General features: G+C 58.8%; 16 protein-coding genes. 4 read left to right on the forward strand and 12 right to left on the reverse strand.

All coding sequences use genetic code 11. From position 1 onward, the window contains the following. Window positions 1–25: 25 nt before the first annotated feature. From nuoL to PPUTUW4_RS09215, 12 genes are all read right to left on the reverse strand, one after another. Complete coding sequence (nuoL, locus tag PPUTUW4_RS09160; protein WP_015094372.1) at window positions 26–1,879, reverse strand: NADH-quinone oxidoreductase subunit L; 1,854 nt, start codon at window positions 1,877–1,879, stop codon at window positions 26–28. Continuing rightward, entirely contained in the window at window positions 1,876–2,184 is a 309-nt protein-coding gene (gene nuoK / locus PPUTUW4_RS09165) for an NADH-quinone oxidoreductase subunit NuoK (RefSeq protein ID WP_007946416.1), read from the reverse strand. Before nuoK ends, nuoL begins: the two co-directional genes overlap by 4 nt. 2 nt (window positions 2,185–2,186) lie before the next feature. Next, window positions 2,187–2,690: an NADH-quinone oxidoreductase subunit J gene (gene nuoJ / locus PPUTUW4_RS09170; RefSeq protein WP_015094373.1), complete on the reverse strand. Its 504-nt coding sequence runs from the start codon at window positions 2,688–2,690 to the stop codon at window positions 2,187–2,189. Window positions 2,691–2,699: 9 nt separating this feature from the next. Beyond that, window positions 2,700–3,248 (reverse strand): NADH-quinone oxidoreductase subunit NuoI, encoded by a 549-nt coding sequence (nuoI, locus tag PPUTUW4_RS09175; RefSeq protein ID WP_041474818.1) that lies wholly within the window; start codon window positions 3,246–3,248, stop codon window positions 2,700–2,702. A 9-nt stretch (window positions 3,249–3,257) separates the two neighbouring features. Beyond that, entirely contained in the window at window positions 3,258–4,265 is a 1,008-nt protein-coding gene (gene nuoH, locus PPUTUW4_RS09180; RefSeq protein WP_015094375.1) for an NADH-quinone oxidoreductase subunit NuoH, read from the reverse strand. Next, a complete protein-coding gene (gene nuoG, locus PPUTUW4_RS09185; RefSeq protein WP_015094376.1) occupies window positions 4,262–6,976 on the reverse strand; it encodes an NADH-quinone oxidoreductase subunit NuoG in 2,715 nt (904 codons plus the stop codon). Before nuoG ends, nuoH begins: the two co-directional genes overlap by 4 nt. A gap of 136 nt (window positions 6,977–7,112) precedes the next feature. Next, complete coding sequence (gene nuoF, locus PPUTUW4_RS09190) at window positions 7,113–8,468, reverse strand: NADH-quinone oxidoreductase subunit NuoF (protein WP_007970446.1); 1,356 nt, start codon at window positions 8,466–8,468, stop codon at window positions 7,113–7,115. Then, complete coding sequence (gene nuoE, locus PPUTUW4_RS09195; protein ID WP_007970445.1) at window positions 8,465–8,962, reverse strand: NADH-quinone oxidoreductase subunit NuoE; 498 nt, start codon at window positions 8,960–8,962, stop codon at window positions 8,465–8,467. Before nuoE ends, nuoF begins: the two co-directional genes overlap by 4 nt. A 2-nt stretch (window positions 8,963–8,964) precedes the next feature. Then, window positions 8,965–10,749 (reverse strand): NADH-quinone oxidoreductase subunit C/D, encoded by a 1,785-nt coding sequence (gene nuoC, locus PPUTUW4_RS09200; RefSeq protein ID WP_008020717.1) that lies wholly within the window; start codon window positions 10,747–10,749, stop codon window positions 8,965–8,967. Between the two features lie 72 nt (window positions 10,750–10,821). Continuing rightward, complete coding sequence (locus tag PPUTUW4_RS09205; protein ID WP_007970441.1) at window positions 10,822–11,496, reverse strand: NADH-quinone oxidoreductase subunit B; 675 nt, start codon at window positions 11,494–11,496, stop codon at window positions 10,822–10,824. Between the two features lie 10 nt (window positions 11,497–11,506). Further along, window positions 11,507–11,920 carry an NADH-quinone oxidoreductase subunit A gene (locus PPUTUW4_RS09210; RefSeq protein WP_003223812.1) on the reverse strand — a complete coding sequence of 138 codons (414 nt, stop codon included), beginning with the start codon at window positions 11,918–11,920 and terminating at the stop codon, window positions 11,507–11,509. A gap of 713 nt (window positions 11,921–12,633) precedes the next feature. Continuing rightward, on the reverse strand, window positions 12,634–13,395 hold the full coding sequence (locus tag PPUTUW4_RS09215; protein ID WP_015094377.1) for an SDR family oxidoreductase: 762 nt from the start codon (window positions 13,393–13,395) through the stop codon (window positions 12,634–12,636). A gap of 383 nt (window positions 13,396–13,778) precedes the next feature. Here PPUTUW4_RS09215 and PPUTUW4_RS09220 point away from each other — a divergent pair, with 383 nt between their 5' ends. The 4 genes from PPUTUW4_RS09220 to PPUTUW4_RS09235 all read left to right on the forward strand — a co-directional run bounded on the left by PPUTUW4_RS09220 (window position 13,779) and on the right by PPUTUW4_RS09235 (window position 17,485). Continuing rightward, entirely contained in the window at window positions 13,779–15,017 is a 1,239-nt protein-coding gene (locus tag PPUTUW4_RS09220; RefSeq protein WP_015094378.1) for an aminotransferase class I/II-fold pyridoxal phosphate-dependent enzyme, read from the forward strand. Window positions 15,018–15,026: 9 nt separating this feature from the next. Further along, entirely contained in the window at window positions 15,027–15,854 is an 828-nt protein-coding gene (locus PPUTUW4_RS09225) for a CoA ester lyase (protein WP_015094379.1), read from the forward strand. 10 nt (window positions 15,855–15,864) lie between these two features. Next, window positions 15,865–16,389, forward strand: coding sequence for a MaoC family dehydratase (locus PPUTUW4_RS09230; protein ID WP_015094380.1), 525 nt, complete (start codon window positions 15,865–15,867; stop codon window positions 16,387–16,389). Between the two features lie 106 nt (window positions 16,390–16,495). Then, a complete protein-coding gene (locus PPUTUW4_RS09235; RefSeq protein WP_015094381.1) occupies window positions 16,496–17,485 on the forward strand; it encodes an ornithine cyclodeaminase family protein in 990 nt (329 codons plus the stop codon). The last annotated feature ends 38 nt before the right edge of the window (window positions 17,486–17,523 follow it).

The raw sequence follows: 17,523 nt of genomic DNA on the forward strand, positions 1-17,523 counted from the left end.
CTTTCGCAAATTCGCAAGGTTCATATCAGACCGCTACCAGCACGACGGCGCCGATGACCAGCACGGCACCCGCAGCCATCGAGGCGGCATACCAACGCAGTTGACCGGTCTCGGTACGGCTCAGGGCGGTGTGACCGCCTTTGGCCATGCGCGGGATCAGACCGATGGTCTGGTCGAGCGGGTCTTTGCGCAGGATGTGGCTGATCGCCAGGTAAGGCTTGACGAACAGTTTGTCGTAGATCCAGTCGAAGCCCCAGGCAGCGAACCACCAGGCCGAAAGGACACGGCCGATGCCGCTGTTGGCGATGGCCGTCACGAAACGACGCTTGCCGAGGAACAGCAGCGCGGCCAGCAGGATACCGGCCAGGGCGATGGCGCCCGAAGCGATTTCCAGGCTGTGCTTGGCTTCGCCGCCGGCATGGCCGACGCTCTCAGGCAGTACGCCGTGCAGCGGTGGAACGATCATCGCGCCGATGGCGGTGGACAATACGATCAGCACCGACAGTGGCAGCCAGTGGGCAATGCCGTGACCGGCGTGCGCTTCGGTCTTCGCTTCACCGTGGAACGCGATGAAGATCAGGCGGAAGGTGTACAGCGAAGTCATGAACGCACCGACCAGACCTGCATACAGCAGACCTTCGTTACCGCTGGCAAATGCTTCCCAGAGGATTTCGTCCTTGGAGTAGAAGCCCGCGGTTACCAGTGGCAGGGCCGCCAGGGCCGCGCCACCGACGATGAAGCTGGCGTAGGCCAGTGGCAGTTTCTTCCACAGGCCGCCCATCTTGAAGATGTCCTGCTCGTGGTGGCAGGCAACGATCACCGCACCGGATGCAAGGAACAGCAGGGCCTTGAAGAAGGCGTGGGTCATCAGGTGGAAGATCGCGCCATCCCAGGCACCGACGCCCAGGGCCAGGAACATGTAGCCGATCTGGCTCATGGTCGAGTAGGCGAGGATACGCTTGATGTCGGTCTGAACCAGGGCTGCAAAACCGGCGAGTACCAGCGTCACACCGCCGACCAGGCCAACCAGATGCAGGATTTCCGGCGCCAGGGTGAACAGGCCGTGGGTACGGGCGATCAGGTAGACACCGGCGGTCACCATGGTTGCGGCGTGGATCAGTGCCGAAACCGGAGTAGGACCGGCCATCGCGTCCGCCAGCCAGGTTTGCAGTGGCAGTTGCGCGGATTTACCGACAGCGCCGCCCAGCAGCATCAGGGTGGCCATGACCATCCAGAAGTCGCCGGCCTGGAATTTCTGCGGTGCCAGCACCAGCAGTTCCTGGACGTTCAGCGTGCCCAGTTGGGCAAACAGAATGAACAGGCCGATGGCCATGAACACGTCACCGATGCGGGTCACGATGAAGGCCTTGAGTGCGGCGTTACCGTTGTTGCGGTTGCTGTAGTAGAAACCGATCAACAGGTACGAGCACAGGCCCACGCCTTCCCAGCCGAAGTACAGGAACAACAGATTATCGCCCAACACGAGGAACAGCATGCTGGCGATGAACAGGTTGGTGTAGGCGAAGAAACGCGAGTAGCCGGCTTCACCGCGCATGTACCAGGACGCGAACAGGTGGATCAGGAAGCCGACGCCGACGACCACACCGAGCATGGTCACGGACAGGCCGTCCAGGTACAGGGCGAAGTTAGGGGTGAAGCCTTCCACCGCCATCCACTGCCACAACACCTGGGTGTAGTGGCCGCCTTCCGGCGGGGCGACGTTGAATTGCCAGATCACGTAGGCGGTAACGATCGCCGACAGACCGATGGAGCCGACGCCAATCAGCGCGGCCAGGTTTTCCGAGATGCGTCCACGGGAGAACGACAGCAGCAGGAAACCGATGAGAGGGAATACGAAAGTCAGATAGAGAAGGTTCATCCGCGCATCTCACTGGCAGCGTCGATATCGAGCGTGTGGAAGCGGCGATACAGTTGCAGCAGGATCGCCAGGCCGATACTGGCCTCGGCGGCTGCCAGGCTGATCACCAGGATGAACATGATCTGTCCATCCGGCTGCGCCCAGCGGCTACCGGCAACGATGAACGCCAAAGCGGAGGCATTCATCATGACCTCCAGGCTCATCAGCACGAAAAGGATGTTGCGGCGGACCATCAGGCCGACCAGACCGAGGCAGAACAGGATGCCGGCGACCGCCAGACCATGCTCCATGGGGATAGCAGGCATCGTCATTGCTCCTTGGCTTCGTTGCGGCCCAAGTGGAACGCCGTGACGGCTGCGGCGAGCAGCAGCATCGAGGCGAGTTCAACCACCAGCAGGTAAGGACCGAACAGGCTGATGCCCACGGCCTTGGCGTCTACGGTGGTGTGGCCGATGGCTTCACCGGTCTGATGGGAGAACAGCACGTACAGCAGTTCCACCAGCAGCAGCGTGGCGAGGAGGACCGGGCCGCCCCAGATGCCGGGCTTGAGCCAGGCGCGCTCTTGCTGAACCGAGGCCGGGCCCAGGTTCAGCATCATCACCACGAACACGAACAGAACCATGATGGCGCCAGCGTAGGCGATCACTTCCAGGACACCGGCAAACGGTGCGCCGAGGGCGAAGAACGTCATGGCCACGGCGATCAGCGAAATGATCAGGTAGAGCAGGGCGTGCACGGGGTTGGTGTGGGTGATCACGCGAAGCGTGGACACCACAGCGATACCCGATGCGAAATAGAAAGCGAATTCCATCTTTCTTCCTTAAGGCAGCAAGCTCTTCACGTTGATCGGCTGGGCTTCGTTCTGCGCGGAGCCTTTCGGCTTCCCGGCAATCGCCATACCTGCAACACGATAGAAGTTGTAATCAGGGTTTTTGCCGGGGCCGGAGATCAGCAGATCTTCTTTCTCGTAGACCAGGTCCTGACGTTTGAACTCGGCCATCTCGAAATCCGGTGTCAGCTGGATCGCGGTGGTCGGGCAGGCTTCCTCGCAGAGGCCACAGAAAATGCAGCGCGAGAAGTTGATGCGGAAGAAGTCCGGGTACCAGCGACCGTCTTCGGTTTCAGCTTTCTGCAGCGAGATGCAACCGACCGGGCAGGCCACGGCGCACAGGTTGCAGGCTACGCAACGCTCTTCGCCGTCGGGGTCGCGGGTCAGGACGATACGTCCACGGTAGCGCGGCGGCAGGTAGACCGGTTCTTCCGGGTACTGCAGCGTGTCGCGCTTGCGGAAGGCGTGGCCGAAAATCATCACCAGGCTGCGAAGCTGGGTGTAGAAGCCATGCACGATGTCAAATATGTACTTCATGATTCTCTATCCTCACTGAGCCGCGACGGCGGGCGTGTTGAGCAACACGATCGCAGCGGTCACCAGCATATTGACGAGGGTCAGCGGCAGGCAGAACTTCCAGCTGAAATCCATCACCTGGTCATACCGTGGGCGCGGGATCGACGCGCGCAGCAGGATGAACATCATGATGAAGAACGCGGTTTTCAGTGCGAACCAGATGAACGGGATCTGCGGCAGGAGGCCGAACGGACCGTGCCAGCCACCGAAGAACAAGGTCACCAGCAGCGCCGAAATCAACACGATGCCGATGTACTCGCCGACGAAGAACATGCCCCATTTCATGCCGGCGTATTCAATGTGGTAACCGTCGGCCAGTTCCTGTTCCGCTTCCGGCTGGTCGAACGGGTGACGGTGAGTCACGGCCACGCCGGCGATGAAGAAGGTCAGGAAGCCGAAGATCTGCGGAATGATGAACCACAGGTTCTGCGCTTGATATTCAACGATGTCGCGCATGTTGAACGAGCCGACCTGGATCACGATGCCCATCAGCGACAGGCCCATGAACACTTCGTACGACACGGTTTGCGCCGAGGCACGCAAGCTGCCCAGCAGGGCGAACTTGTTGTTGCTCGACCAGCCGGCGAACAGCACCGCGTAGACCGAGAGGCCAGCCATGGCGAAGAAGAACAGGATGCCGATGTTGATGTCCGCCACGCCCCAGGTTGGGGTGATCGGGATGATCGCGAAGGCAATCAGCAGGGCGCTCATGGCCACGACCGGTGCCAGGGTGAAGATCATCTTGTCGGCGAATGGAGGCGTCCAGTCTTCCTTGAAGAACATCTTGATCATGTCGGCGGCGATCTGGAACGCGCCGAACGGGCCGACGCGGTTCGGACCGTAACGGTCCTGCCAGAGGGCGAGCAAACGACGCTCGACCCAGCTCAGCAGGGCACCGCAAACCACCACGGCGAGCAGAATCACCACGGCCTTGAGGACCGTGATGATGATGTCGATCACTTCAGGAGTGAACCAGGTCATTGAGCTGCCTCCTGCAGACCGTCAACGGATTTGCCTGCGATCGCTGGCGGAATGCCGGCGATGCCCGCAGGCAATGCCACCAGGCCTGCGCCCAGCTCTTCATTGATACGCAGCGGCAGACGCAGGGTCTGGCCGGCCACGTTCAGGCTCAGCATGGCACCGTCGTTGACGCCCAGGCGGTCGGCTTCGGACTTGGCCAGTGCAACGTAGGCCGCCGGAATGCGTTCCTGGACCGGAGCGGCTTTCGAAGAGTTTTCTTCGCTGCCGAACAGGTGGAAGAACGGCACGACCTGCCAGGTGCCTGGAGCCGGGTTGAACGCGCGCGGAACGCTGGCGAACCAGTTCAGCGAGTCACCGGTGCTTTCGATCAGGCGGGTGCCCGGGTCGCCAGCGCGGATGTGACCACCGACTTCGTCCTGGAACTTGTTCCAGGCTTGCGGCGAGTTCCAGCCCGGAGACCAGGCGAATGGCACTTGCTGACGCGGTTCGGCCGAACCCGAGTAACCTTCCATGGAGAAGGCGAACGCGGTGTCCTTGTCCTGCGGGGTACGCGGTTCGTGCACGCTGATGTCGGCGCGCATGGCGGTACGACCGGAGTAACGCAGCGGTTCACGGGCCAGTTTCATGCCCTTGATGCGGAACGCGGCGGACGGTGCGGCATCGACGATGCGGTTCAGGATCGAAGTGCTGGAAGCGACGGCGGCGGTGACGTGGTCCAGTTGGGTCCAGTCGATCGGCTGGTTCAGCAGGGTGGCGCGCAGGGCATGCAGCCAGCGCCAGCCTTCGTGAACCAGGATGCTCGCGTCCATGTACTTCGGATCGAAGACCTGGAAGAAGCGCTGGGCGCGACCTTCCTGGCTGACCAGGGTACCGTCGCCTTCAGCAAAGCTGGCGGCTGGCAGCACCAGGTGCGCGCGATCGCTGGTGGCAGTCTTCTGATGGTCGGCGACGATCAGCACTTTGGCGGCGGTCAGCGCAGCATCGACACGGGCTTTGTCGGTACGGGTGTACAGATCGTTTTCCAGCACGACAATGGCGTCGGCCTTGCCATCGATTACGGCTTGCAGCGCAGCGTCGACCGATTCGCCACCGAGCATGGCCAGGCCGAGGCTGTTGGCCTCCGGCACGATCAGGCTGATGGAACCGTTCTTCTCGCGCAGCTTCAAGGCCTTGGCGATGTTCGCGGCAGCTTCGATCAGGGCTTTGGAGCCCAGGGAAGTACCGGCGATGATCAGTGGGCGCTTGGCCGCAAGCAGGGCGTCGGCAATGCGCTTGGCCAGTTCGAGGGCTTCAGCGTCCAGACCTTCAACGGCCGGTGCGCTGGCGTCGAGGGCGTGAGCCACGGCGAAACCGATGCGGGCCAGGTCGTCTGGAGCGGCGTGAACGCATTCTTCGGCGATGTCGTCGAGCTTGGTTTCAGCCAGGCTGGCGATGAACAGCGGGTTCAGCGCGTGCTGGCCGATGTTCTTCACGGCGGCGTCGAGCCAAGGCTGGACGCGCATGGCGTCGGCCATGTCTTCGGCCTTGCCCTTGACCGATTGACGCAGGGACAGGGCCATGCGCGCAGCCGTCTGGGTCAGGTCTTCACCGAGGACGAACACGGCGTCGTGGTCTTCGATGTCGCGCATGTTCGGCACTGGCAGCGGGCTGTCTTTGAGCACTTGCAGGACCAGGCGGATGCGCTCCAGTTCGGCGGCTTCGATACCCGAGTAGAAGTGCTCGGCACCGACCAGTTCGCGCAACGCGTAGTTGCTTTCGAGGCTGGCGCGAGGCGAACCGATACCGACGATGTTGCGACCGCGCAGCAAATCGGCAGCTTTATCCAGTGCTTCGTCGAGGCTCAGCTTGGTGCCGTTGGCCAGCAGCGGCTGACGTGGACGGTCTTCACGGTTGACGTAGCCATAGCCGAAACGGCCACGGTCGCACAGGAAGTACTGGTTCACCGAACCGTTGAAACGGTTTTCGATGCGGCGCAGTTCGCCGTAACGCTCGCCCGGGGAGATGTTGCAACCGCTGGAGCAGCCATGGCAGATGCTCGGCGAGAACTGCATGTCCCACTTGCGGTTGTAGCGTTCGGAGTGAGTCTTGTCGGTGAACACACCGGTCGGGCAGACCTCGGTGAGGTTGCCGGAGAACTCGCTTTCCAGGGTGCCGTCTTCAACGCGACCGAAGTACACGTTGTCGTGGGCGCCGAACACACCCAGATCGGTGCCGCCGGCGTAGTCCTTGTAGAAGCGCACGCAGCGGTAGCAAGCGATGCAGCGGTTCATTTCGTGGGAAATAAACGGGCCCAGTTGCTGGTTCTGGTGGGTACGCTTGGTGAAACGATAACGGCGCTCGTTGTGGCCGGTCATTACCGTCATGTCTTGCAGGTGGCAATGACCGCCTTCCTCACAGACCGGGCAGTCGTGAGGGTGGTTGGTCATCAGCCATTCAACAACACTGGCGCGGAAGGCCTTGGACTCTTCATCTTCGATGGAGATCCAGGTGTTGTCGGTGGCAGGGGTCATGCAGGACATGACGATGCGACCACGGGTGTCGTTCTCGTCGGTGTACTGCTTGACCGCGCACTGGCGGCAAGCGCCAACGCTGCCCAGGGCAGGGTGCCAGCAGAAATAAGGGATATCGAGGCCTAGCGACAGACATGCCTGTAACAGGTTGTCTGCCCCATCGACTTCGAGCTCTTTGCCGTCTACGTGGATAGTGGCCATGGTTCAAAGTTCTTCGTTGGCCCGGTGTCAGCGGGCGTGGCTAATGGAATCTTGTCATTCGCGTGAATCAACACAGCCGCTTACGGCGTCATCACACGAAAAGCGAAGGGCACGGACCCTTCGCCTTTTTAAGCGGTTACGCGCCGACTACGATCGGCCTTGCCAGAGGCGGGACGGCGGCGCTGACAGGCGCGATACCGGCTTCGAACTCATGGCGGAAGTATTTGATTGCGCTGCCCAACGGCTCCACGGCGCCCGGTGCGTGAGCACAGAAGGTCTTGCCCGGGCCGAGGAAACCGACCAGACCCAGCAGGGTCTCGATGTCGCCTGGCTGGCCTTCACCGTTCTCGATGGCCATCAGGAGCTTGACGCTCCATGGCAAGCCATCGCGGCACGGGGTGCAGAAGCCACAGGATTCGCGGGCGAAGAACTGCTCCATGTTGCGTAGCAGGGACACCATGTTGACGCTGTCGTCCACCGCCATGGCCAGGCCGGTACCCATACGGGTACCCACTTTGGCGATGCCGCCGGCGTACATTTGTGCGTCCAGGTGTTCCGGCAACAGGAAGCCGGTCCCGGCGCCGCCTGGCTGCCAGCACTTGAGCTTGTAACCGTCGCGCATGCCACCGGCGTAGTCTTCGAACAGCTCGCGACCGGTGACGCCGAACGGCAATTCCCACAGGCCCGGGTTCTTGACCTTGCCGGAGAAGCCCATGAGCTTGGTGCCCATGTCTTCACTGCCTTCGCGGGCCAGGGATTTGTACCAGTCCACGCCGTCGGCAATGATCGCCGGCACGTTGCACAGGGTCTCGACGTTGTTCACGCAAGTCGGCTTGCCCCACACGCCAACGGCGGCAGGGAAGGGCGGCTTGGAGCGCGGGTTGGCGCGGCGGCCTTCGAGGGAGTTGATCAGTGCGGTTTCTTCACCGCAGATATAACGCCCGGCACCGGTGTGGACGAACAGCTCGAAGTCGAAACCGCTGCCCAGGATGTTTTTACCCAGCAGGCCTGCTGCCTTGGCTTCTTCCACGGCACGGTTCAGGTGCTTGGCGGCGGTGGTGTACTCGCCACGCAGGAAGATGTAGCCGCGGTAGGTTTTCAGCGCACGGGCACTGATCAGCATGCCTTCGATCAGCAGATGGGGCAGTTGCTCCATCAGCATGCGGTCTTTCCAGGTGTTCGGCTCCATTTCATCCGCGTTGCACAGCAGGTAGCGGATGTTGATGGACTCGTCCTTGGGCATCAGGCCCCACTTCACGCCAGTGGGGAAGCCTGCACCGCCACGACCCTTGAGGCCGGAATCTTTCACGGTCTGGACGATGTCGTCCTGGGCCATGTCGGCGAAGGCCTTGCGCGCAGCGGCGTAACCGTTCTTGGCCTGGTACTCGTCGAGCCATACGGCTTCGCCGTCGTCGCGCAGACGCCAGGTGAGCGGGTGAGTCTCGGCCGAACGCTTGATGCGGTTGGCTGGACCGAAGGAAGTCAGGGTCATACGTAGCCCTCGAGCAATTTGGCAACGCCTGCTGGCTGCACATCACCGAACGTGTCGTCGTCGATCATCAGCGCCGGCGCCTTGTCGCAGTTGCCGAGGCAGCAGACCGGCAGCAGGGTGAAACGACCGTCGGCGGTGGTCTGACCCAGGCCGATGCCGAGCTTGCTCTGGATTTCGCTGACCACGGACTCGTGGCCGCCGATGTAGCAGACCATGCTGTCGCAGACGCGAATGATGTGGCGGCCGACCGGCTGACGGAAGATCTGGCTATAGAAAGTAGCCACGCCTTCAACGTCGCTGGCCGGGATGCCGAGGATCTCGCCGATGGCGTACAGGGCGCCGTCCGGCACCCAGCCACGTTCCTTCTGGACGATCTTCAGGGCTTCGATCGACGCCGCGCGCGGGTCTTCGTAGTGATGCAACTCGTGCTCGATGGCCGAGCGCTCGGTTTCGCTCAGGGCGAAACGGTCTGTCTGGATAAGCGTGCTGTTCATGCTTAGCGGTCCACGTCGGCCATAACGAAATCGATACTACCCAGGTACGCAATCAAGTCCGCGACCATGCTGCCTTTGATCACCGAGGGGATCTGCTGCAGGTGCGGGAAGCTTGGGGTACGAATCCGGGTGCGGTAGCTCATGGTGCCGCCATCGCTCGTCAGGTAATAACTGTTGATGCCCTTGGTCGCTTCAATCATCTGGAAGGATTCGTTGGCCGGCATGACCGGACCCCACGAAACCTGCAGGAAGTGCGTGATCAGGGTTTCGATGTGCTGCAGGGTGCGCTCTTTCGGCGGCGGCGTGGTCAGCGGGTGATCCGCCTTGTACGGGCCTTCCGGCATGTTGCGCAGGCACTGGTCGATGATCCTGATGCTCTGGCGCATCTCCTCGACGCGCACGATGCAGCGGTCGTAGGCATCGCCATTGGCGGCCAGCGGCACTTCGAATTCGAAGTTCTCGTAGCCCGAGTACGGGCGCGCTTTACGCAGGTCGAAATCGCAACCGGTCGAACGCAGGCCGGCACCGGTGACGCCCCATTCCAGGGCCTCTTTGGTGTTGTAGTCGGCGACGCCGATGGTCCGGCCACGCAGGATGCTGTTGTCCAGGGCGGCTTTCTGGTATTCGTCCAGACGCTTGGGCATCCACTCGACGAAGTCCTTGACCAGCTTTTCCCAACCGCGCGGCAGGTCGTGGGCGACGCCACCGATGCGGTACCAGGCCGGGTGCAGGCGGAAACCGGTAATGGCCTCGATCACCGTGTACGCGCGCTGGCGGTCGGTGAAGGTGAAGAACACCGGGGTCATGGCGCCGACGTCCTGGATGTAGGTACCCAGGAACAGCAGGTGGCTGGTGATCCGGAAGAACTCGGCCATCATGATGCGGATGACATCGACCTTCTCCGGCACCTTGATGCCGGCCAGCTTCTCGACCGAGAGCACGTACGGCAGGTTGTTCATCACGCCGCCGAGGTAGTCGATACGGTCGGTGTACGGGATGAAGCTGTGCCACGATTGACGCTCGGCCATCTTCTCGGCACCACGGTGGTGGTAGCCGATGTCCGGTACGCAATCGACGATCTCTTCACCGTCCAGCTGCAGGATGATGCGGAATGCACCGTGCGCCGAAGGGTGGTTCGGGCCGAGGTTGAGGAACATGTAGTCCTCGTTCGGGCCGGAGCGTTTCATGCCCCAGTCTTCCGGCTTGAAGCGCGCAGACTCTTCTTCGAGCTGCTGCTTGGCCAGGTTCAGGGTGAACGGGTCGAACTCGGTGGCGCGGGCCGGGAAGTCCTTGCGCAGCGGGTGACCTTCCCAGGTCGGCGGCATCATGATGCGCGACAGGTGCGGGTGGCCTTTGAAGTCGATGCCGTACATGTCCCAGACTTCACGCTCGTACCAGTTGGCGTTCGGCCAGATGCTGGTGACGGTCGGCAGGCTGAGGTCGCTCTCGGACAAGGCGACCTTGATCATTACGTCACTATTACGTTCGATCGACATCAAGTGGTAGAACACGGAGAAGTCGACGCCGTTCGGCAGCCCTTGACGCTTGGTACGCAGACGCTCGTCCACGCCGTGCAGGTCATAGAGCATGACGTACGGCTTGGGCAGGTTACGCAGGAAAGTCAGGACTTCGACGAGTTTGGCGCGGGCAACCCAAAGCACCGGCATGCCGGTGCGGGTAGGCTGGGCGGTGAACGCCTCCGGGCCAAAACGGTTGTTCAGTTCGACGACCACATCCTGGTCGTCTGCCTTGTAAGGCGGGATGTACAGAGCACTGCCTGTAGTCATGGTTATTTATCGCTTTCGGTCAACGTAAAGAATGAAGCCAGGTTCTCGTTCTATATAAGAAGCAGATCTGGATCAGACTTCGTCGGGGCTGCGCAGGTTGGTTACCTGAATACGCTGTTCGCGGCGCTTTTCCTTCTCGGAAGGCATCTCGGCGCGATACACGCCTTGATCGCCAACGACCCAGGAAAGTGGGCGACGCTCCTGGCCAATCGACTCCTGCAACAGCATCAGGCCTTGCAGGAAAGCTTCAGGGCGGGGCGGGCAGCCAGGCACGTAGACGTCCACGGGCAGGAACTTGTCCACCCCTTGAACGACGGAGTAGATGTCGTACATGCCACCGGAGTTGGCGCACGAACCCATGGAGATGACCCATTTAGGCTCGAGCATTTGCTCGTAGAGACGCTGAATGATCGGCGCCATCTTGATGAAGCAGGTACCGGCGATAACCATGAAATCCGCCTGGCGCGGCGATGCCCGGATAACCTCGGCGCCAAAGCGCGCGATGTCGTGGGGCGCCGTGAAGGCGGTGGTCATTTCCACGTAGCAGCACGAAAGACCGAAGTTATACGGCCACAGGGAGTTCTTGCGCCCCCAGTTGATCGTGCCGTTGAGCACGTCTTCGAGCTTGCCCATGAAAATGTTTTTGTGGACTTGATCTTCTAACGGATCGGAAACGGTTTCCCGCTGGCCAATCGGATACTGCTCGTTAGGAGCATCGGGGTCGATCCTGGTGAGATTGTATTGCATTGCCAAAGCCTCATTGTTTCAGCTTCGCTTGCCGCTTGCGCCGAGCTTCCGGAGCCCAGTCAAGGGCGCCCACTCGGAATAGGTAGACAAGGCCTGCCAACAGAATTGCTATGAAAACGAGAGCTTCGACGAATCCGGTCCAGCCGCTTTCGCGGACGGACACAGACCATGCAAAGAGAAAGAGGGCTTCGATATCGAAGATCACGAAGAGCATCGCGACCAGATAGAATTTGGCTGAGAGCCGCAAGCGGGCGCCACCTGTAGGTAGCATGCCGGACTCGAACGGTTCGTTTTTGCTGCGGCCCCAGGCTTTTGACCCGAGGAGGCTGGAGACGCCCAGCATGAAGGCGCAGAGGCCGACAACGCCTAGAAGGAAAATGGCAAAGCCCCAGTTGTGGGCCATGAGTCCTGTCGCTTCGGGCATGCTGGTAATCCTTAACAGAGAGCAAAGGTCTCTGAGCTTGAAAAGAAACAAAAGCAGTGACGATATGTCGCAGCAATCAATCCCGCTGATTTTATGGCTAAACACCCGGCAAGTAAAATTCCTATAGCGAAATTATTTATAGGAATAAGGACATAGCGCACCTCCAAAGCCCCGCAGCCCATGCGATGCGGGCATTAGCAGGGTTTTCATCAATTATGTTTTGTAGGGAATGTAACGAACATAGTTGTCGCCAAATGATAATCAATATTGTTTGAGTCGGTTTTCAAACTGTTTAACGGGTGAGTGGTCGGGAGGTTGTCCTACATGCGCGCTACTGCGAGCAGCGGACGGGGCATTTTTACCTTGGTTTTCCGAGCGAGAAACTGCTCTGGAACAATGTTTTTCCCTGAATCACCATCGCCCGTTGTGGGAGCGGGCTTGCCCGCGATGGCGGTGTGTCAGCCAACCATGCGCTTGATGATCCACCGTAATCGCGGGCAAGCCCGCTCCCACAGGGTTCGGCGGTGATTGTATATCTCAGGCAAAAACGCCCCGAACCAGGTCGGGGTATCAGATGTGCGGCGTTGCGGTTGGCTTTCGGTCCGCAACGGCCAGTTGTTTAGGCCAAGCAGATCAGAGGCGACAGGTACGACCTTGCTATGCCTCGTGCCAATAGGAAAAAAACATAAAGTCTGCTGCGACTTTAAGGTTCTCTAAATACAGCTGTGCCCCCCATCAATTACCAGATCAGCACCGGTCATCCATGATGACTCATCGGATGCCAGGAGGATGGCAGCGCCCGTCATATCCGAGGGAATTCCGGCGCGCTGCATTGGAATCTCTTTTTTTCTGTTCTGCCATAGCTCTGGAGCGTCCCGCCACTGGTTGGCGTTGCCGTTGGTGGCGGTCAGTCCAGGTGAAAGGGTGTTGACCCTGATGCCATAGGGAGCCAGTTCCAAGGCACAGCTTCGTGTAAGCATCGACAGTGCTGCCTTGCTGGCTTGATACGCTGACATTCGGCTGACTGCCTTGAAGGCGCTGACCGATGAAATGTTAATGATGCTGCCGCCCTGTTTGCGTGCTATGCAATCTTTTGCAAAGCGTTGAGTTGCAAAGAAGGGGAAGCGGAGGTTGACTGCAAGGGTGCGTTCGTACTCATCGCCGCTCAGCTCCAGAAATGGAGTGCGGGTTATGAATGCGGGATTATTGACAAGTATATCTATCGGTCCGATGTCTGCGTGCGCTTTCTCGAAGAGCGCATTTACGCTACAGCTTTCGGCATCCATAAGCATGAAACTGGCCCGCTGTTCAAGACGCTCGGCTATTTCAATAACTGCACGCGCGCCGGCTTCATCAGTGCGTGCGGTAATGAAAACGTCGGCCCCCTGCGCAATGAAAGCTTCGGCTATTGCTCTTCCAATGCCTGCCGATGCGCCTGTTATTAGAGCTCGCTTACCTTTTAATCTTCCTTCCATGAAGGAACCTCCGTTTGGTGGTTGGGTGCAAATAGTTCAAGTAGGCGTAACGTTTGAATATAGAGAGGGATCTGCATTTTGCTGGCGTGGGATCTAACAAAACTATCTTGGTTTGTTACATGATAATTCAGAGCGGCGTTGGGTATAATTTCTCATCAGGATTGCACTTGCGTAAATATCTATCTGTTGAAGCTTTGTTAGTATTTCGGTTTGGTTTTGGCGAAAATTCCTACGGAACTTTCATTCGTAAATTACAGACTTTTCTGAGTTGCCGGAAAGAAATGAGTGTGTAAGGCTAATTGGGCTGGCATGAAGTGGCTGGTGTATTGAATTTTGCTGTTGTACTGGCTCTTCATGTGTCATCGGTCATAGAGAGGTCGTGTATGTCAGAGCAAAAAAATAAATATATCAACACTGCCAGATCCGTCGAAATGGGTAATCCCTCCTGGGGGCTTGCACAAGAGTCGGGGCTTACCGATTTGAGTATCGAGCATACTCGACAGGGGCGCATGCAAGACCAGAACGGTCATGAATTCATGAATATGTGCTCTTGTTCATATTTGGGGCTTGAGGTCGATGAACGTCTGGCGCGACGTGCTGCAGATTATGTGCTGAGTTGCGGTACCGTGAATTTGCCCACTTCGCGTATCCGAATAAGGTTGAAAGAGCTCGATGAGCTTGAAGACGCCTTATCTGCCCATTTCAATTGTCGAGCATTCACAGCGACTTCCTGCAGCGCGGGCATCGTCGCGTCTCTTCCCCTGCTGGCAGCCGGTATGTTTACTGATGGCCAGCGCCCCTTTTTGATCTTTGATAAACATGCCCATTTTGCACTGAACCAGGTCAAGGCCATCTGCGGTGATGAAACGCAGGTTGTCACTTGCAATCACAATGATGTCGATTTCATCGAGGATATGTGCAAGCGTCATCCTTTGGTCGCGTATGTTGCTGACGGTGCTTACAGTATGGGGGGAAGTGCGCCTATTGAGCGGCTGTTGGCTTTGCAGGACAAGTTTGGGCTGTTTCTCTACTTCGATGACTCTCATTCATTGAGCGCCTATGGCGAGCGGGGTGAGGGTTATATTCGTAATTTCCTGCCTGAGCTCAATCCGCGGACCCTGTTGGTTTATTCATTGGCCAAGGCATTTGGCGCCAATGGAGGCGGTATATTCATGTCGGAGAAGGCCAACTATCAGAAGATTTTCCGTCGTTTTGGCGGGCCAATGTCCTATTCGCAATATGTGAATCCCGCCGCTATAGGCGCTGCCATGGCTTCTCTGGATATTCACAAGACCAGTGAGCTTGGCGTTTTGCAGCAGAAGCTTAGTGCCAATATTCGCCTGTTCGACAGCTTGTTTGCGACGGAGCACGCGGGGTCGGGTCTACCGATTCGGGTTATCCCATTAGACAGTCCGGATATGGCGATTTCTGTTTCGGAGGGTGTCTTCAAACGCGGGTATTACACCTCGGCAGTATTCTTTCCCATCGTGGCCAGGAACAAATCCGGTTTGCGCGTGATGATGCGTGCAGACATGTCCCAAGAAGATGTCCGGAGCTTCTGCTCCGCTGTCCAGGCAGCGGTCAAAGAGGCCCGTCTGAACCTGAAACCTGTCCAGCGTTGAGAGGTTGCGATGTCCAATCCCACACCAAGAAGTTTGCTGTATTGCTCCGCCTTGCACCCTGAGCAATACGCCAAGAGTGCTCTGACGGATGTCATGGTGATTGATCTGGAGGACGGTGTTCCGCTCTCTGGGAAAGCTGAAGCCCGGTTGTGTGTCGAACAGTTCTATCGTTCCCGTGTTACGCAGCGTACAGCACTGCGTATCAATCCTCTGCGGGACAATCAAGGGTTGCTCGATCTGCTGCTGGTGCAATCACTTGACCAGCGGCCCGAGTTCGTTGTCCTGGCAATGACCGAAGCGGCGGCGGAGATAGAGGTGGTGCGCGCCAATTTAAGTCGTGATGGAGAAAGTCCGAAAATACTGGTCACCGTCGAAACACCGGCCTGTCTGCGGGATATTTACGCCATTGCATCGAGTGCCGATGGACTGATCTTTGGTTCCGCCGACTATGCGGCCAGCCTGGGGGTGCAGATCGGTGGCTGGAGCAACATCCTGCATGCCCGTGGGAGCATCGTCGCGGCCGCAAGCGCCGCGGGTATTCCCGCGTTCGACACCGCTTACTTCAATCTCGACGACGAGGCGGGGCTGCTGAAGGAATGCCAGGACACCCGGGAGTTGGGATTCAGTGGCAAGACCTCCATTCACCCAAGGCAGATTCCCATCATCAATGATGTGTTCACTCCTTCCATCGCTGAGTACGAACATGCTTTGGCAGTTGTGCAGGCTGCGGAGAACAGTGGTGAAAAAATCACCCGGTTGAAAAACCTCATGGTGGGACCGCCGTTTGTGAAGCAAGCCAGGAAACTTATCCAGCGCGCCCAGGAACTGGGCCTTTGAGGAGAAGGTTATGGAACCGATGATTTCGGCCCATGTACGGATCGGTGCAAATCGCTACCGGGAGTCTTATGGCTTGCACTACGAAGAGTTTGTGGTGGGGGATGTATTCGAGCACCGCCCCGGCCGAACTGTGACTGAGCTGGACAACATCTGGCAGTCACTGGTGAACATGAACAACCATCCTGCACATATCGACGTTGCTTATGCCCAGCGCACCGAATTCGGGAAATTGCTGGTCAACAGTTCGGTGACCTTGTCGATTATCAGCGGCATGACGGTAGCGACAATGAGTGCCCGGGCGATCGCAAACCTGGGCTGGGACGAAATTCGTCTGCCAAATCCGGTTTATGTCGGCGACACCTTGTACGCCGAGAGCGAGGTTGTCTCCAAGCGTGAATCCCGATCGCGTCCGGGGCAAGGCATTGTCACCATCAGGGTGATTGGTCGTAAGCAGGATGACACCCCCGTGATCACTTACCTGCGCACCTTTTTGGTTCCCAAGCAAGGGCATTCCCAAGACTACCCGGTCGGCTAGGCGTCTCGGGATGGCGATGTCGATGGATGGAGGCACTCAAGCATGAGTGCTGCCGGCTCGAGGATGGCCCGTATCTTCGAAAAGCTTTGATGGAAAAGGAAAAGCCATGCTGCTTCTTAATCGCGAAGATATCGGGCGTTGTGTCGAGTTACTAACGCTTGTTCGCGCACTCGAAAAAGCCCACCGGGGGTTTGCACTCTCGCCTCCTGTGGTTCCGCAACGTTCGATCATCACACACGAGCGACAGAAAGCATTCTCTTTGTTCATGCCGGCCTTTTTGCCCGGAAGCCAGACGCTGGGCATCAAAGTGTCGTCGTTTCATCCCGGCAACGCTATGCATGGGTTATCGGGGGTCAATGGCGCGGTTTTGCTGATCGATATCGACAGCGGGAGGTTGCTAGCCATGATTGACAGTGCAGCCCTGACGGCGATTCGTACCAGTGCCATGAGTGCCCTGGCGACGGACAAGCTCTGCCCGCGGGAGCGACTCAATCTGGCGGTGATCGGTGCTGGGGCTCAGGCCGCAGCGCATACCAAGGCGATGGCCGCTATCAGAGATCTGGGGCAGGTCAGGATATTTTCCCGTTGCCTGGCCAAAAGTGTCGCTTTGGCCGAGCGCCTGTCCATTGAGCTTGCGCTGCCGGTCGAGGCCGTCAACCGCATGGAGGAGGCGCTGGCTGATGCGGACATAGTCTGCACGACGACCTCCCATGACAGTCCACTGCCCTTGATTGGAGTGCATCAGCTCAAATCCGATGCCCATATCAATGCCATTGGTGGCAGTACGCTTCAGGCGTGCGAGATCGATCCCCGGTTACTGGGCAACGCTCAAGTTCATGTCGATCATTTGGACGCCGCATGTCGTGAGTCGGGCGAAATTGCTCAGGCGTTGGCGTTGTCGGTGATTGGTGTAAAGGACATCCGGGAAATCGGTGCTTTAGCCGTCGAGCAGCCTTCGCCAGTAACGCATAAACAAGGTCTGAGTTATTTCCGCAGCGTCGGCCACGCCAGTCAGGACATGGTGGTCGCTGCCTGCCTATATGACGTGGCCATGGCACGGAACATCGGCAAACACTGCGACTACCTCAGCGGCTGAGGGCTGCCAGGCGCGAAATTTGAATCGGCAATGCTACT

This window comes from Pseudomonas sp. UW4 (assembly GCF_000316175.1).
Lineage (GTDB): Bacteria > Pseudomonadota > Gammaproteobacteria > Pseudomonadales > Pseudomonadaceae > Aquipseudomonas > Aquipseudomonas laurylsulfatiphila.

Excerpts from the sequence above, each read along its gene's own strand:
- PPUTUW4_RS09205 (WP_007970441.1), bottom strand. The coding sequence starts at position 11,496 with ATGCAATACAATCTCACCAGGATCGACCCCGATGCTCCTAACGAGCAG.
- nuoE (WP_007970445.1), bottom strand. The coding sequence starts at position 8,962 with ATGAACAGCACGCTTATCCAGACAGACCGTTTCGCCCTGAGCGAAACC.
- PPUTUW4_RS09235 (WP_015094381.1), top strand. The coding sequence starts at position 16,496 with ATGCTGCTTCTTAATCGCGAAGATATCGGGCGTTGTGTCGAGTTACTA.
- nuoG (WP_015094376.1), bottom strand. The coding sequence starts at position 6,976 with ATGGCCACTATCCACGTAGACGGCAAAGAGCTCGAAGTCGATGGGGCA.
- nuoL (WP_015094372.1), bottom strand. The coding sequence starts at position 1,879 with ATGAACCTTCTCTATCTGACTTTCGTATTCCCTCTCATCGGTTTCCTG.
- PPUTUW4_RS09210 (WP_003223812.1), bottom strand. The coding sequence starts at position 11,920 with ATGCCCGAAGCGACAGGACTCATGGCCCACAACTGGGGCTTTGCCATT.
- nuoF (WP_007970446.1), bottom strand. The coding sequence starts at position 8,468 with ATGACCCTGACTTCCTTCGGTCCAGCCAACCGCATCAAGCGTTCGGCC.
- PPUTUW4_RS09230 (WP_015094380.1), top strand. The coding sequence starts at position 15,865 with ATGGAACCGATGATTTCGGCCCATGTACGGATCGGTGCAAATCGCTAC.
- PPUTUW4_RS09220 (WP_015094378.1), top strand. The coding sequence starts at position 13,779 with ATGTCAGAGCAAAAAAATAAATATATCAACACTGCCAGATCCGTCGAA.
- nuoJ (WP_015094373.1), bottom strand. The coding sequence starts at position 2,690 with ATGGAATTCGCTTTCTATTTCGCATCGGGTATCGCTGTGGTGTCCACG.
- nuoH (WP_015094375.1), bottom strand. The coding sequence starts at position 4,265 with ATGACCTGGTTCACTCCTGAAGTGATCGACATCATCATCACGGTCCTC.
- nuoK (WP_007946416.1), bottom strand. The coding sequence starts at position 2,184 with ATGCCTGCTATCCCCATGGAGCATGGTCTGGCGGTCGCCGGCATCCTG.
- PPUTUW4_RS09215 (WP_015094377.1), bottom strand. The coding sequence starts at position 13,395 with ATGGAAGGAAGATTAAAAGGTAAGCGAGCTCTAATAACAGGCGCATCG.
- PPUTUW4_RS09225 (WP_015094379.1), top strand. The coding sequence starts at position 15,027 with ATGTCCAATCCCACACCAAGAAGTTTGCTGTATTGCTCCGCCTTGCAC.
- nuoC (WP_008020717.1), bottom strand. The coding sequence starts at position 10,749 with ATGACTACAGGCAGTGCTCTGTACATCCCGCCTTACAAGGCAGACGAC.